A 14,440-nucleotide genomic window follows, 5' to 3' on the forward strand; every position below is an offset into this window, starting at 1 on the left:
CCCTCCCCTGTGGCAGAGGGTCGGAGTAAGGGCGGGGTTATCCCATCACCGCCGTGCTCAGGCGCGAGGTGCAAACCCGGCGGCCCTGCTCGTCGAAAATGGTGATCTCCCACGACTGGCTCTGACGCCCCAGGTGCAGCGGCTGGCAGACGCCGCGCACTTTGCCCTGCGAAACCGGCCGATGGTGGGTGGCGTTAAGCTCGGTGCCGACCACGCACTGTCCGTCACGGGTAGTGAGGTAGCCCGCCATCGACCCGAGGGTTTCCGCCAGCGCGGCGGACGCGCCGCCGTGCAGCAGGCCGAACGGCTGGTGGGTGCGGGCATCCACCGGCATTTCAGCTTCCAGGGTGTCGTCCCCGATGCGGGTGTAGACCACGCCGAGGTGCGCCACCAGCGTATTGAGGCTGGTGGCATTCAGCTCATCCAGCGATAAATGACGTTTCCAGATCATCCTATGCCCCCAGCGTTGAGCCGCCGTCGATCACGATATCCTGCAACGTGATATGGCCTGCAGCGTCGGAGGCAAGAAACAGCACGGTGGCGGCCACGTCTGCCGGACGACCAATCTTGCCGAGCGGAATGCCGAGCTTAAACTGCTCGCCGAAGCCCTTGATGCGCTGCTGTTCGGCATCATCGCGGGTCCAGAGCACGCGCTGCATGTCGGTATCGGTAGAGCCAGGCGACACCACATTGCTGCGCACGCCGCTGGCAGCCAGCTCAAGGCCGACGGTCAGCGCCAGGCTTTTCAGTGCCGCTTTCGAGGCACCATAGGCCGACATGCCGATGCGCGGGGTGTGCGCCGCGTCGGAGGCCACCGTAACGATGGCCCCACTCTGCTGGCGGCGGAACCACGGCATGGTCTGCTGGAACAGGTTAAACGCCCCGCCGACGTTGACGGCGAAGGTCTGCTGCCAGTCGTCGTGGCTCAACGCATCGGTCGGCCCCATACGCAGGATGCCCGCGGCGTTGACCAGCACGTCGAGCGCGGCGGTGTCGGTCAGTACCCGCTGGCAAACCTGCGCCACCGCGTCGGCGTCGGCGACGTCCAGCACTTCGGTGCGAAACGGGTAAGACGGCTGGTCGAAGGCCAGATCGAAGCCCACCACGCTGGCCCCGGCGTCAAGGAAGGCCAGCGCCGTCGCGTGGCCAATCCCTTTGCCTGCGCCGGTGACCCAGACGGTTTTGCCGCTGAAATCCAGTCCGGCCATCAGCGCGCGCCTTCCCGGGAGAGCAGCGCCCACCAGGCGTCGATGCTCGGGTTCTTTGCCAGCATCACAAAATCGATATCGCCATGCACTTTACGCCAGCGGGCCGCCAGCGCCATCATGCGCACCGAATCCAGACCGTAGTCGATAAGGTTGTCGTCATCGTACGGGGCGTCGGATTCGTCGAGCAGCGGCAGCACCAGCGCGCGCAGCGCCTCTTTGCTGGCCGGCACGTCGGCGCTCTCCTGCTGGGGGAGCAGATCGGCGGTCATCACCACGCGACCGGCACGGCCCGCCACGTAATTCAGAGCCATCAGGTGCTCTTCCCGGCTGAAGTCCGCCAGCGCATCGGCCACCATAAAGGGTTTGATGTCGCGCATAAACGCATCGGTGGCGGTGGTCATGCAGCCGATATGGGCGTAGACCCCGGTGATGATCAGCTGATCGCGTCCGGTCTCTTTGAGCGCCTGCTCCAGCGGCGAGCGGTGGAACGCGCTGTAGCGCCACTTCACCAGCACCGTATCGTCAGCATCCGGCGCCAGCGCGGCCACCACCTGCTGCTGCTCCGGGTGCTTGTTAAGCCCCGGCCCCCACATATCGTTGAGCAGCGCGCGGTCGGCGTCGCTCTGATCTTTCGGCTGGGCGGTGTAGTAGACCGGAATGCCCTGCTGTTTGCAGAACTGGCGCAGCGCCGCGATGTTGGCGATGACCTGTTCCATCATCGCGCAGTTGTCGCCCCAGAAGTTCACGAAGTAATCCTGCATGTCGTGGATCAGCAGGGCAGCGCGCTGCGGCTCAAAAGGCCAGCTCACTTTGCTGGTCGGGATCTCCTGCGCGGCAGGCAGCGCATAGGCGTTAAGTTTTGGAATGGCCATTGTCTTTCCCTTTCATCGTTCAGGCTTGTGCGCGTTCAGCGAGCCACTGGCGCAGCATTTTTTTATCGACTTTGCCGACCGGCGTGAGCGGCAGCGAGTCGATGCACTCCACGCGATCCGGCAGTTTAAAATCGGCGACGCCCAGCTCGCGCAGCCAGCGGCGCATCTCCACCGGCCGCACCGGGCGTGACGTCACCAGCCAGGCGCAGCTCTTCTCGCCCAGCAGGCTGTCCTCCATGCTCACCAGCGCGGCGTGGATCACCGCCTCATGGCGCAGCAACAGGTTTTCGATCTCCTCGGCGGCGATCTTCTCCCCACCGCGGTTGATCTGATCTTTCTCGCGCCCCTGAACGGTAATGTAGCCATCCTCGTCGATGGCGATCAGATCCCCGGAGCTGTAAAACCCGTTGGCATCAAACGCCTGAGCGTTGTGCGCCGGGCTGTTGTAGTAGCCGCGGAAGGTGTACGGGCCACGGGTCATCAGCCGCCCGACCTCGCCGCGCGGCAGCGGATTGCCGTTTTCGTCCGCCACCCACACCTCATCGTCCGGACACATCGGCGTGCCCTGGGTATTGAAGATGCGCGCGTCGCTGTCGTCTAAACGGGTGTAGTTCACCAGCCCTTCCGCCATCCCGAACACCTGCTGCAGCTGGCAGCCGATCTCAGCGGGGATCCGCGCGGCCAGCGACGACGAGAGCCGCGCGCCGCCGACCTGCAACAGACGCAGCGAGGCGAGCTGCTGGTTGCCGCCCCACTCCTGAATCGCCTGCAGCCAGAGGCTCACCGCCGGCGGCACCAGCGCGGTGACGTTGATGCGGTGCTGTTCAATCAGCGGGAAGCAGAGCGTAGCGCTCGGGTCCCGGGCCAGCACCACGCTACCACCGGCCAGGAACACCCCGAGCGACCCAGGAGAGCTGAGCGGATAGTTGTGCGCCGCCGGGAGCGCGCACAGGTAGCGGGTTTCCGGGCTGAAATCGCAGATCTCGTTGCTGCGCCGGATGCTGTAGTAGTAGTCGTTATGGGTGCGCGGGATAAGTTTCGGCGTGCCGGTGCTGCCGCCGGAGAGCTGGAAGAACGCCACCTCGTCCGCCGGGGTCGGGCTGGCGACAAACGCTCCCGCCGGTTCATCAATCATGGCTTCGAGGGAGTGCTCGCCCGCCTCGTTGCGCAGCGCCACCACGCGCAGCGACCCGTGGGTCGCCACAAACTGGCTCAGCGTCTCATCACTGGCAAAGAACGCGTGTTCGCGGTCGGCCACCAGCAGCGCCGGGGCGATCTGTCCGGCGTAGGCGTCGAGTTCGGTGCGCTGATGGCTGAACAGGGCATTCACCGGCGCGACGCCGATCTTCAGCAGCGCAAACAGCGTGATGTAAAACTCCGCCACGTTGCCAAGCTGCACCAGCGCGGTTTCGCCGTGCTTTAGCCCCTGGCGTTGCAGCGCCGCGGCCAGGCGATCCGAGGCGGCATTCAGGTCGCGGTAGCTGAAGGTGCGCTCGCCATCGATCAGCGCACAGGCATCGCTGTCGGCGTGGCGCGTAAGAATGTCGGTCAGCGGCCTGTCGATCCAGTAGCCTTTTTCACGATAGCGTGCGGCGAGATCGTCCGGCCAGCGGGTATAAGAAACGGTCATAGCTACCTTCAGTTGAGTCCAAATACGTTGAGCATGGTGGAGAGTTTGGTGCCGGTTTCGTGCCACTCCCCTTCCGGAGAAGAGGCCGGGACGATGCCCGCGCCGGCAAACAGGCGCACCTGATTTCCCGTGATGCGCGCACAGCGGATCGTGACCGCCCACTCACCGTTCCCCTCTTCGTCACACCAGCCGACGATGCCGCCAAACAGATCGCGATCGAAGGGTTCAAGGTCGGCAATCAGGGTTTTGGCAACCTCGTGCGGGAAGCCGCTCAGCGCCGGCGTCGGATGCAGCAGGCAGGCCAGCGACAGGGCGTTCTCATGCGCATCGCGCACGTCGCCCTCAATCGGCGTCGCCAGATGCCACAGGGTCGGGGTGGTGATGAGCTGCGGGGTGTCCGGCAGGCTCAGGGTACGGCTACGCGGGGCCAGCACCGCTTTCATCGCCCCGGTGACCAGGGCATGCTCATGGCGGTCTTTTTCCGAGTTCATCAGGCGACGGCCCGCCTCGCGGTCGAGGGTGTCATCCGGCTGACGTCCGGCCGAACCGGCCAGCGGCAGCGAGCTGAAATGCGTGCCCTCTTTGCGCAGCAGCAGCTCCGGGCTGGCGCCGAGCAGTACGCCGCCGTCCGGCAGCGGCACGTGGAAATTGAAGCTGGCAGGATTCTGGGCGATAAGCCGCTCCAGCAGCGCCCCGCTGTCGGGCGGGAGATCGGTGGTGATATCGATAAGCCGGGAGAGCACCACTTTATCGACCTGCGGGGTCGCGGTAAGCGCAGCGGCGCGGGCCACCATCGCCTCGAATACCGGCTGGTCGGGAAGCGTGTCCCTGCCGGTCACCCGCAGCGCGGTAGTCTCTGGCTGGTAGAGCGCCGCTTTCTGGCGCGCCGGGCGGGAGAAGCTCTCGCAGCGGGCCGGTACGAACAGCGCCGACGGGCGCGAGGTGTCGAACGGGATAGCCCCCACTAACACCGGTTTCGTCACGCCCTGCGACCGGGCGTGGGCGAAGGCGTCTTTCACCGCCTGCTGGAAGCTGCCGTCCACCTGGTCGCCGTCAAGCGCGGGCTGCGACACCCGGCTGACGCAGCCGGAGGCGATGAAACTGCGAAACGGCGACATAAAGAAAAAGTCGTCCGCTGAAACCCGGGCAGCCCCTTGCTGCATTTCCTCTGCCAGTGACGTATCCATGCGATCCTCCAAACAATGCTATGCCTGTTGGTAATAATTATCATTTGTATTTTGGGGCGCTAACCTAAAAGCAATCGACCCGGAAGTCAACTCTGTGGATGCGAACCTGACGTCACCTTCGCTTGCATCCTGCGCCGCCAACAATGAAAATGAGAAGCATTATTAAACCATAAAACAGGACTTTTTCACCGTGATACGTTGTTTTGCAGGCTTACGCGTCGCCCTGATGGCGGGCGCACTGTTTTTCGGAATTGCCGTAAACGCCGGGGCGGCGGAATGGCCGCGTCAGATCACCGACAGTAAGGGCACGCATACCCTGGAGCGTGCGCCGACGCGCATTGTTTCGACCAGCGTTACCCTCACCGGCTCGCTGCTGGCGATCGATGCGCCGGTCATCGCCAGCGGGGCAACGTCACCGGGTAACCGCGTCGCGGACAGCCAGGGCTTTTTCCGCCAGTGGAGCGACATTGCCCGCGAGCACAACGTGCAGCGCCTGTGGATTGGTGAACCGGTGGCCGAAGCGGTCGCCGCGCAGATGCCGGATCTGATCCTTATCAGCGCCACCGGCGGTGATTCCGCGATGGCGCTCTACGAGCAGCTCTCCGCCATTGCCCCGACGCTGGTGGTCAACTACGACGATAAGAGCTGGCAGACGCTGCTGACCCAACTCGGTGAGATAACCGGCCACGAACAGCAGGCGGCGGCACGCATTGCCAGCTTCAATCAGCAGCTGGAGACGGCGCGCAGCCGCATTGCCCTGCCCGCTGGTACGGTCAGCGCGCTGGTGTATAACCCGGCGGCGCGCGCGGCGAATCTCTGGACGCCGGATTCCGCCCAGGGACAGCTGTTGCAGCAGATCGGTTTTACCCTCGCCACGCCGCCCGCCGCGCTGCATGCCAGCCAGAGCATGGGCAAACGTCACGACATCATCCAGCTGGGCGGTGAAAATCTGGCGGCGGGTCTCAACGGCGACTATCTGCTGCTGTTTGCCGGGGACGAGAAAGACGCGCAGGCGATCTATGCCAACCCGCTGCTGGCGCATCTTCCGGCGGTGAAGCAGCAGCGCGTGTACGCCCTCGGTACCGAGACGTTCCGGCTCGATTACTACAGCGCCACCCGAACGCTGGAGCAGCTGATGGCGCGGTTTGCGACACCGGCGGGCTGACGGGCGCGGCGGTTGTGCCCCACCCCCGCCGGCATCGCCTGGCGGAGTGAGGCGAGTAAACCGCTGGGGTTATGGCGCCGTCGGGGTCTCTGGCTGACGAAAACGCCGCAGCGTGGTCAGCAGCATCAGCAGCACGACGCCGGCCAGCGTCAGCACCGCTCCGCCGGTGCTGGCCGCGTACATCGGCGCCATCACCACCGTCATGCTGCCGAGCAGCGCCGCGCCGATGGCATCCCCGGTGACGTTTTGCGCCGTCCAGAGTCCGTTGATGCGCCCCAGCATCGCCTCCGGGGTCTGCTGCTGAATCAGGGTGTATTGCAGCAGAGAGCTGATGGCGCTGAGCCAGCCGACCGCCACCAGGCACAGCATCCCTAATGCGCCGTTGGGCATCAGGCTGAACATCGCCACGGCGATAAAGGCGCCGAGGGTGGTCGCCAGCATCAGCGCCCCCGGTCGCGCGCTGTGCGCCAGTTTACCGCTGGTCAGCGCCCCGAGCGCCGCGCCGGCGGGCAGCGCCGCATAGAGCAGGCCGATATCCCCGGCGCTCATTTGCCAGTGGTTAGCCAGCGCCGGATAGAGCACCCGCACCGCGCTCGCCATCGTCAGCAGCGCGCCCAGCAGCGCAATGCCGCCGATAAGCGGGCTGTGCAGCAAAAAGCGCAGCCCGGCCCACAGGGCACGCAGCGGGTGTTCGCGCGGCTGGGGCGGCGGGGCTAAGCGCGGCAGGCGCAGCAGCGGAAGGAGGGTAATAAAGGTGCCCAGCGCCGCCAGACCGTAGTTCCACACCACCCCGCCCCAGGCCAGCAGCAGGCCGCCCGCCACCGGGGAGATCACCGAGCCAAGCCGCACGGTGAGCATAGTGATCGCCCCCGCCTGCATCAGATTCTCACGACCCACCAGCGCTGGCGTCGCCGCCAGCAGCGCCGTGACGCCAATCGCCCCGAAGAAGCCGTCCCAGACACCCAGCAGATAGATGGCCGCCAGCGACGGCTGGGGCAGCGCAGCGTTAAGGCACAGCCCGATAAACCCCAGTCCGCAGGTGGAACGCGCCAGCAGGATCAGGCGCTTGCGCTCGTGCCGGTCGGCCAGCACGCCGCCCGTCATCAGGCCGATAAACATCGCGCTGCCGGTGAGGGTTACCGCCAGGCCGACCTGCAACGCCGACCCGGTGAGGGTCTGGATCTGTACCGGAATGGCAACGCCGAGCAGGCCGAGGGAGAGAATGGAGATAAAACGGGCAATAAAGACAGCGCGAAAGTCAGGATGGGTCTTGAGCAAACTCAGGTTGAGCAGCATTGAATGTCGGTTCATTACAGGGCCTTAACACCAATTTTCCTTACCGGATAGCAGGGGGCTCATGCTAACATAATCCGCAAAGAGCGATAACGATAATTAATATCATTATCATGTCAGGGAAGTGTGTTATGTCGTGGTCACGGTTTTCAGCCCGCCCTTACATTGTGCTGAGCCTCTTAATTCTGCTTCTGATTGTGATGCTGTTCAGCCTGCTGACAGGCGCCAAAGCGCTGCCGCCAGGCACCGTGATGGACGCGCTGGCCGGTAGCTGCCAGAGCGCGGACTGCATCATCGTGCTGGATGCGCGTCTGCCGCGCACCCTCGCCGGGCTGCTGGCCGGTATGGCGCTGGGCATTGCCGGCGCGCTGATGCAAACCCTCACCCGCAACCCGCTCGCCGACCCGGGCCTGCTCGGCGTTAACGCCGGGGCCAGTTTCGCCATTGTCATCGGCGCGGCGCTAATGACGTCCCTCTCCCCCCTAACCCTACTGACGCTGGCCTTCAGCGGTGCGTTTCTGGCCGCATTGATTGTCGCCCTGACCGGCAGCCAGGGCGGCGGGCAGCTCAACCCGGTGCGCCTGACGCTGGCCGGGGTGGCGCTGGCGGCGGTGCTGGAGGGGCTGACCAGCGGCATCTCGCTGCTCAATCCCCAGGTGTATGACCAGCTGCGCTTCTGGCAGGCCGGTTCGCTGGATATCCGCAGCCTGCTGCCGCTGAAAATCATTCTGCTGCCGGTGCTGGCCGCCGCCGCGGTCGCCCTGCTGCTGAGCCGGGCGCTGAACAGCCTGAGCATGGGCAGCGACACCGCCACCGCGCTCGGCAGCCGCGTGGCGCGCACCCAGATCCTCGGACTGCTGGCGATCACCGTGCTGTGCGGTAGCGCCACCGCCGCCGTCGGCCCCATCGCGTTTATCGGCCTGATGATGCCGCACCTGGCCCGCTGGCTGGTGGGGCCGGACCACCGCTGGACGCTGCCGGTGACGATGCTGGCGACCCCTGCCCTGCTGCTGCTTGCCGATATTATTGGCCGACTGCTGGTGCCGGGCGAACTGCGCGTCTCGGTGGTCAGCGCCTTTATCGGCGCGCCGGTGCTGATCTGGCTGGTGCGTCGTCGCCGTAACGGGGTGACGCTATGAGCCGCCTGTCGCGTCTTGCCCTGGTGCTGGGGCTGTTTATTCTGGCGGCGCTGCTGTTTGTCGGATGGGGGCTGCGCGCCGGAAGCGTGATCCTCACTCCCGGCCAGGTGCTGGATGCCCTGACCGGCAGCGCCCCGCGCGCCATGTCGATGGTCGTGGTGGAGTGGCGCCTGCCGCGCGTAGCCATGGCGCTACTGGTGGGCGCAGCGCTTGGCGTCAGCGGCGCCATGTTCCAGTCGCTGATGCGTAACCCGCTCGGCAGCCCTGACGTAATGGGCTTTAATACCGGGGCCTGGAGCGGCGTGCTGGTGGCGATGGTGCTGTTTGGTCAGCACCAGACCGCCATCACCCTGGCCGCGATGGTGGGAGGGATTGTCACCTCGCTGCTGGTCTGGCTGCTGGCCTGGCGCAACGGCATTGATACCTTCCGTCTGATCATTATTGGCATCGGCACCCGCGCCATGCTGGTGGCGTTCAACACCTGGCTGCTGCTGCACGCCTCGCTGGAGACGGCCATCTCCGCCGGGCTATGGAATGCCGGATCGCTTAACGGCCTGACCTGGAGCAAAACCCTCCCCGCGGTGCCGGTGATGGTGCTGATGTTTATCGCCGCCGGCCTGCTGGTGCGCCGCATGCGGCTGCTGGAGATGGGCGACGACAGCGCCTGCGCGCTCGGCGTGCCGGTTGAGCGCTCGCGCCTGCTGCTGATGCTGACCGCCGTGCTGCTGACCGCGGCCTCCACCGCGCTGGCCGGGCCGATCTCCTTTATTGCGCTGGTTGCGCCACACATCGTGCGCCGCCTCTCCGGTACGGCGCGCCTGGGGCTGACCCAGTCGGCGCTGTGTGGCGCCACGCTGCTGCTGCTCGCCGATCTGTGCGCGCAGCACCTGTTTATGCCTTACCAGCTTCCGGTAGGGGTAATTACCGTGAGCATCGGCGGTATCTATCTCATCGCCTTGCTGATTCAGGAGTCCCGCAAGAGATGACCCATTCTCGTCTGTACGGCAGCGATTTAACCCTCGGCTACGGTAAACACGTGGTCGCCGACGGCTTAAGCGTGGCGATCCCCGACGGCCACTTTACGGCGATTATTGGCCCCAACGGCTGCGGCAAGTCGACCCTGTTACGCACCCTGAGCCGGTTGATGAAGCCCCTTCACGGCGAGGTGCTGCTGGACGGCGAGGCGATTAGTCGCTACGCCACCAAAGAGGTGGCGAAACGGGTGGGTTTACTGGCGCAAAACGCGACCACGCCGGGGGATATTACGGTGCAGGAGCTGGTGGCGCGCGGTCGCTACCCGCACCAGCCGCTGTTTACCCGCTGGCGCAAGGAGGATGAGGAGGCGGTCGTCCGGGCGATGAAGGCGACGGGCGTAGAAGCGCTGGCCTCCCAGAGCGTGGATACGCTCTCCGGCGGGCAGCGCCAGCGGGCGTGGATCGCCATGGTGCTGGCCCAGGAGACGGCGATCATGCTGCTGGATGAACCCACCACCTGGCTTGATATCAGCTATCAGATCGATCTGCTGGAGCTGCTGCGCACCCTCAACCGCGATCGCGGCTATACCCTGGCGGCGGTGCTGCACGATCTGAACCAGGCCTGCCGCTACGCCACGCACCTGATCGCGCTGCGCGACGGCAAGGTGGTGGCCGAGGGCGCGCCGAAAGCGATCGTTACTCCCGAGCTTATCGAGGCGGTCTACGGTATGCGCTGCATGATCATTGACGATCCAGTGGCCCACACCCCGCTGATTGTGCCGCTGGGACGCCCGTAGCCGCGCGCGTTCAGGGTGGGTAAGCGTCGCTTACCCACTACGTCCCTTATCCCAGAATCTGCCGTAACACCGGCCCAATCGCCTCGAACGCCTGCGGAGAGATGATGTCCACGTGCGCGCAGGCCTGCGGATAGACCTCCAGCTCGCCGATCCACGGCGCCCACGTGGTATGCGGATCCATCCCCGGCTTCAGGGTATGGGTGGCCACGAACAGCGTCGCCTTTCCGTCAAAGCGGGCGCTACGCGCGGTGCTGAGCAGCCGCACCGCATCGTCGTAGTTCCCTTCGATGGTCCCGAACAGGCGATCCGATCCCTGCCCCTGTTGGGCGGCGACAAAGGCCTCGCGCTCGCGGGCGATCTCCGCCAGCACCTCAGGATCGCGCTGGTCAGGGCTTTTCCCGGCCCAGTTCTGCGACTCCGGCGGCCAGGTATCGAGCAGGCCGAGAAACGCCACCTGCTCACCCGCCGCCTGCAGCCGCGCCGCAATGCCCTGGGCCAGCGTCCCGCCAAGCGAGTAGCCGAACAAATAGTACGGCCCGGTCGGCTGACGCTGTCTGAGCGTCGCCAGATGCGCATCGCACACCTCATCCAGCGTGGCGCAGGTCATCATCGGCCCGTCCGGACGCGGCGACTGAATACCGGTTATCGACCAGCGCGGATCCAGGTAGCGTTGCAGGATGCTGAACTGCCAGGCAAAACCGGAGGCCGGATGGAAGCAGAACAGCGTCGGCCCGGTGCTCTGGCGCAGCGGTAGCACCGCTTCAAAGCCCGCGCTGCTGGCGTGCTCTTCGCTCTCCGTCGCACTCAGCAGCGCGGCGAGTTTCTCCACGGTAGACGCTACCATCACCTGCCCCACCGTTACCGGCCGGTTCAGGGTGCGCTTCAGGCCAGCGGCCAGGCGCATCGCCAGCAGCGAGTGGCCGCCAAGCGCGAAGAAGTCGGCGGCGGCATCGTCAATCTCGCAGCCCAGCAGCGCGGAGAACGCCCGGGCAATCTCCTGCTCCAGCCCCGGCTGCGGCGCGCGGGCATCGGCGCGGGAGACCGCCTGCGGCAGCGGCAGCGCGTTGCGATCGAGCTTGCCGTTGGCGCTGAGCGGGAAGGCGTCGAGCGTGACCAGCGCCACCGGCACCATATGCGCCGGAAGCTGCGCGGCAAGCTGCGCGCGCAGCGCCGCCACGTCGAGGGTCGCGCCGGTCTCTGGTACCAGATAGCCCACCAGCTGGCGCGCATCGCCGCCGCTGGCCGCTGCGGCATTCAGCACGCAGGCATGGGTCACCGCCTGCGCCACGCCGGGGAGAGTGAGCAGCGCCTGATCTATCTCGCCAAGCTCAATACGCTGACCGCGAATTTTAAGCTGATCGTCGCTGCGTCCCAGATACTCCACCGCGCCGTTTTCCAGCCAGCGCGCCACGTCGCCGGTACGGTACATGCGTTCGACCGGGGCAAACGGATCGGCGATAAAGCGGCTGGCGGTGAGATCGGGCCGCCCCAGGTAGCCCTGGGCCAGCTGGACGCCGGTGAGGTACAGATCGCCGGCGATGCCCGGCGGCACCGGACGCATGGCGTCGTCAAGAATGTGCAGCCCGGTGTTCCAGACCGGGAAGCCAATCGGCACGCTGCTGCCGCGCACCGCCGCCAGCTCCGGCCCGAAGGCGGGATACCAGCTGACGTCCACCGCTGCCTCGGTCGGGCCATAAAGGTTGTGCAGCGGTACCGCGGTGAGCTGCTCCCACTCGCGGCACAGTGCGGTGGGCAGCGCTTCCCCGCTGCAGAAGACGCGACGCAGCGAGGCACAGCTGGCGGTCGCCTCCGGCGTCCCAAGCGCCGCGACAAAGGCCGCCAGCATCGAGGGCACAAAGTGCGTGGTGGTAACCCGGTAGCGGGCAAACAGCTGCTGAAGCGCCTGCGGGTCCCGGTGCGCTTCCGGCGGGGCCATCACCAGCTGCGCGCCGGTGATAAACGGCCAGAAGAACTCCCAGACCGACACGTCAAAGCTGCACGGCGTCTTCTGCAACACCACGTCATCCCCGTTCAGCGGGTAGTGGTTCTGCATCCACAGCAGGCGGTTAACGATGGCGGCCTGCCCTACCATCACCCCTTTCGGACGCCCGGTGGAGCCGGAGGTGAAGATCACATAGGCGGTATGGTCCGGCTGCGACGCCACCGGCTGAACCGCCGTCACCGGCGGCAGCGGCGCGGTGAAGTGGAGCATCGGCTGGCCGTCGAAGCGCGCGGCCTGGGACGGTTCGGTAATCAGCAGTCGCGGCGCGGCGTCCTCCAGCATCATGCGCAAGCGCTCGTCGGGATAGCCGGTGTCGAGCGGTAGCCAGGCGGCCCCTACCTCGACAATCGCCTGCAGCGCCAGCGACAGAAACACCGAGCGCGGCAGCGCCACGGCGACGATATCCCCTGGCTGCACGCCGCGCTGCGTCAATGCCGCCGCCAGAGCCTGCACCTGAGCGCGCATCCCGGCATAGCTGAACTGATAATGCGCATCCGCCAGCGCCGGGGCATCCGGCGTCAGGGCGGCCTGTCTGACGATCAGGCTGCTCAGCGTCTCCGTGGGCAGCATCATCGCCGTGTCGTTCACCTGGGCCAGCAAATCCTGCTCTTCGGGGTGGAGCAGCGCGGCCTCGACGCAGCGCATGTCGGGCCGGTCGGCGAACTGGCGCAGCAGCAGCGGCAGCCGGGCCAGATGTTGTGCCAGCTGGCGGGCGTCGTAGCGTCCGGCGTTCGCCAGCAGCTCCACCACCAGACCGCCCTGCTCATCCGGCAGCAGCGCGATCTCCAGATCCTTCACCGGCCCGGTGGCGAGGGTGTGGGTGATGCCCTCCACGCCGTCCAGATCGAGCTGGTAATCAAACATTTTCAGGTTGATCACCGGGCCATACAGCGGCTGGTCGCCGGTCACGCGCCCGGCGTCGCGCAGGATCTGCTCGGCATCGTAACGCTGATGGCGACGCATTTTTTTCAGCTGGGCGCTGAGCTGAGCCGCGAGCTGCGGCAGGGTCGCGTCAGCCTCAATCTGCACGCCGAGCGGCAGCACGTTGAGCACCGGTCCGGTGGCGCACAGCGCGCTGGAGCCGATGCGGCGCATAAAGATAAACCCGGCGCTGAAGGCGCGGCGTCCACTGAGCCGGCCCAGCCATACCGCGGCCAGCGCCAGCGCCATCTCGGCCAGCGTCTGTCCGTTGCCCTGCGCCACCAGACGGGTGAGGTCCGCGGTTTCAAGCCGGATGTGGTAGCGGTGCAAGGCGGTGGTGGAGAGATCGCCGGTCAGCGGCTCGCCTGAGAGCGTGGCGGCGTCGGGCAGCCGGGTAAGCTGCTCGCGCCAGAACGCGGCATCGCGGGCGCAGGTTTCGGAGGTCTGGTAGCGCTGGTACTCCTCCACCACCTCGCTGAACGGAGTAAACGGCGTCGGGGCCGGCACCTCGCCCTGACGCCAGGCGGTGTAGATCGCGGCAATACGCCGGGTAATGGCCGGGAAGCTGAAGCCATCCACCGCCACATGGTGATAGCGCTGATACCAGAACCAGTGCTGCTCCCCAAGGCGCAGCAGGGCGTGGTGCCAGAGCGGCTGCCCGCTCTCCAGACGCAGATCGCGATCGAGATCCGCCTGCATTCGCGCGTGGGCGGCCTGCTGCGGGTCGGCGCAGTCGCGAAGATCGATAACCGGCGGGGGCGCAAAGGTCAGGGTCGGATCGTGCCACTGCCACGCCTCGGCGTCCTGCTCGACAAAACGCATCCGCAGGGTATCGACCTCTTCAAGACCGGCGGCGATAGCGCGGGCCAGCAGCGGGCCGTCAAGGTCGCCGTGCAGTTCCACGTAGTGCGCCACGCTCCAGGCGTTGGGCTGACGGCTTAGCTTATCCGCCATCCAGATCCCCGGCTGGGCCGCCACCAGCGGCATCAGCACGCCGCGATTCGATCTCTGTTCACTCACTGCCAGTCCCTTTTTGCTGTTGATGCGTTACAAAGCGGCCCGGTTGCAGGCGCTCCCGGTGCTGTTCCAGCCAGCGGAAGCACGCCTCCTGCGGCTGCGGGTCGCACACCTGCTGCCAGCCGTCGGGCAGCGCGCAGCGTTCAGGCCAGAGGCTGAACTGCTGGCGGGCGTTAGCCAGAATAAAGAAGCGTCCCTGGGGATCGTCGAAGGGATTACTCGGTTCCATACCATA

At 66.0% G+C, this 14,440-nt stretch carries 12 protein-coding genes; 4 read left to right on the forward strand and 8 right to left on the reverse strand.

The window, feature by feature from the left end; all coding sequences use genetic code 11:
• Positions 1 to 37 precede the first annotated feature (37 nt).
• The 5 genes from entH to entC are packed head-to-tail and all read right to left on the reverse strand — an operon-like array spanning position 38 to position 4,897.
• The gene (entH, locus tag DW58_RS08460) at positions 38 to 451 is read right to left on the reverse strand and encodes a proofreading thioesterase EntH (RefSeq protein WP_024551016.1); all 414 of its coding nucleotides are present in this window, start codon (positions 449 to 451) and stop codon (positions 38 to 40) included.
• Between the two features lies 1 nt (position 452).
• Entirely contained in the window at positions 453 to 1,208 is a 756-nt protein-coding gene (dhbA, locus tag DW58_RS08465) for a 2,3-dihydro-2,3-dihydroxybenzoate dehydrogenase (RefSeq protein ID WP_035885594.1), read from the reverse strand.
• Positions 1,208 to 2,080, reverse strand: a complete 873-nt coding sequence (locus tag DW58_RS08470; protein ID WP_024551095.1) for an isochorismatase — start codon at positions 2,078 to 2,080, stop codon at positions 1,208 to 1,210. The genes dhbA and DW58_RS08470 overlap by 1 nt, the downstream gene beginning before the upstream one ends.
• A gap of 19 nt (positions 2,081 to 2,099) precedes the next feature.
• The gene (locus DW58_RS08475) at positions 2,100 to 3,710 is read right to left on the reverse strand and encodes a (2,3-dihydroxybenzoyl)adenylate synthase (RefSeq protein WP_024551096.1); all 1,611 of its coding nucleotides are present in this window, start codon (positions 3,708 to 3,710) and stop codon (positions 2,100 to 2,102) included.
• Between the two features lie 8 nt (positions 3,711 to 3,718).
• Complete coding sequence (gene entC / locus DW58_RS08480) at positions 3,719 to 4,897, reverse strand: isochorismate synthase EntC (protein ID WP_024562650.1); 1,179 nt, start codon at positions 4,895 to 4,897, stop codon at positions 3,719 to 3,721.
• A gap of 226 nt (positions 4,898 to 5,123) precedes the next feature.
• Here entC and fepB point away from each other — a divergent pair, with 226 nt between their 5' ends.
• Positions 5,124 to 6,062, forward strand: coding sequence for a Fe2+-enterobactin ABC transporter substrate-binding protein (gene fepB / locus DW58_RS08485; protein WP_051195560.1), 939 nt, complete (start codon positions 5,124 to 5,126; stop codon positions 6,060 to 6,062).
• Between the two features lie 69 nt (positions 6,063 to 6,131).
• Here fepB and entS read toward each other — a convergent pair whose 3' ends face one another.
• Positions 6,132 to 7,373: an enterobactin transporter EntS gene (gene entS, locus DW58_RS08490; RefSeq protein WP_024550839.1), complete on the reverse strand. Its 1,242-nt coding sequence runs from the start codon at positions 7,371 to 7,373 to the stop codon at positions 6,132 to 6,134.
• Positions 7,374 to 7,486: 113 nt separating this feature from the next.
• Here entS and fepD point away from each other — a divergent pair, with 113 nt between their 5' ends.
• Genes fepD through fepC form a run of 3 tightly spaced genes read left to right on the forward strand, consistent with a single transcriptional unit; the run spans position 7,487 to position 10,265 of the window.
• Positions 7,487 to 8,494: a Fe(3+)-siderophore ABC transporter permease gene (fepD, locus tag DW58_RS08495; RefSeq protein ID WP_024550840.1), complete on the forward strand. Its 1,008-nt coding sequence runs from the start codon at positions 7,487 to 7,489 to the stop codon at positions 8,492 to 8,494.
• Complete coding sequence (gene fepG, locus DW58_RS08500) at positions 8,491 to 9,480, forward strand: iron-enterobactin ABC transporter permease (protein WP_024550841.1); 990 nt, start codon at positions 8,491 to 8,493, stop codon at positions 9,478 to 9,480. The genes fepD and fepG overlap by 4 nt, the downstream gene beginning before the upstream one ends.
• Positions 9,477 to 10,265: an iron-enterobactin ABC transporter ATP-binding protein gene (gene fepC, locus DW58_RS08505; RefSeq protein ID WP_024550842.1), complete on the forward strand. Its 789-nt coding sequence runs from the start codon at positions 9,477 to 9,479 to the stop codon at positions 10,263 to 10,265. Before fepG ends, fepC begins: the two co-directional genes overlap by 4 nt.
• Before the next feature lie 46 nt (positions 10,266 to 10,311).
• Here fepC and DW58_RS08510 read toward each other — a convergent pair whose 3' ends face one another.
• Together DW58_RS08510 and DW58_RS08515 are read right to left on the reverse strand one after the other, a co-directional pair.
• Complete coding sequence (locus DW58_RS08510) at positions 10,312 to 14,175, reverse strand: enterobactin synthase subunit F (RefSeq protein WP_029696691.1); 3,864 nt, start codon at positions 14,173 to 14,175, stop codon at positions 10,312 to 10,314.
• A gap of 25 nt (positions 14,176 to 14,200) precedes the next feature.
• Positions 14,201 to 14,434, reverse strand: coding sequence for an MbtH family protein (locus tag DW58_RS08515; RefSeq protein WP_024551121.1), 234 nt, complete (start codon positions 14,432 to 14,434; stop codon positions 14,201 to 14,203).
• Positions 14,435 to 14,440: the final 6 nt, after the last annotated feature.

Origin of the sequence: Siccibacter turicensis LMG 23730 (genome assembly GCF_000463155.2) — a bacterium.
Classification (GTDB): domain Bacteria; phylum Pseudomonadota; class Gammaproteobacteria; order Enterobacterales; family Enterobacteriaceae; genus Siccibacter; species Siccibacter turicensis.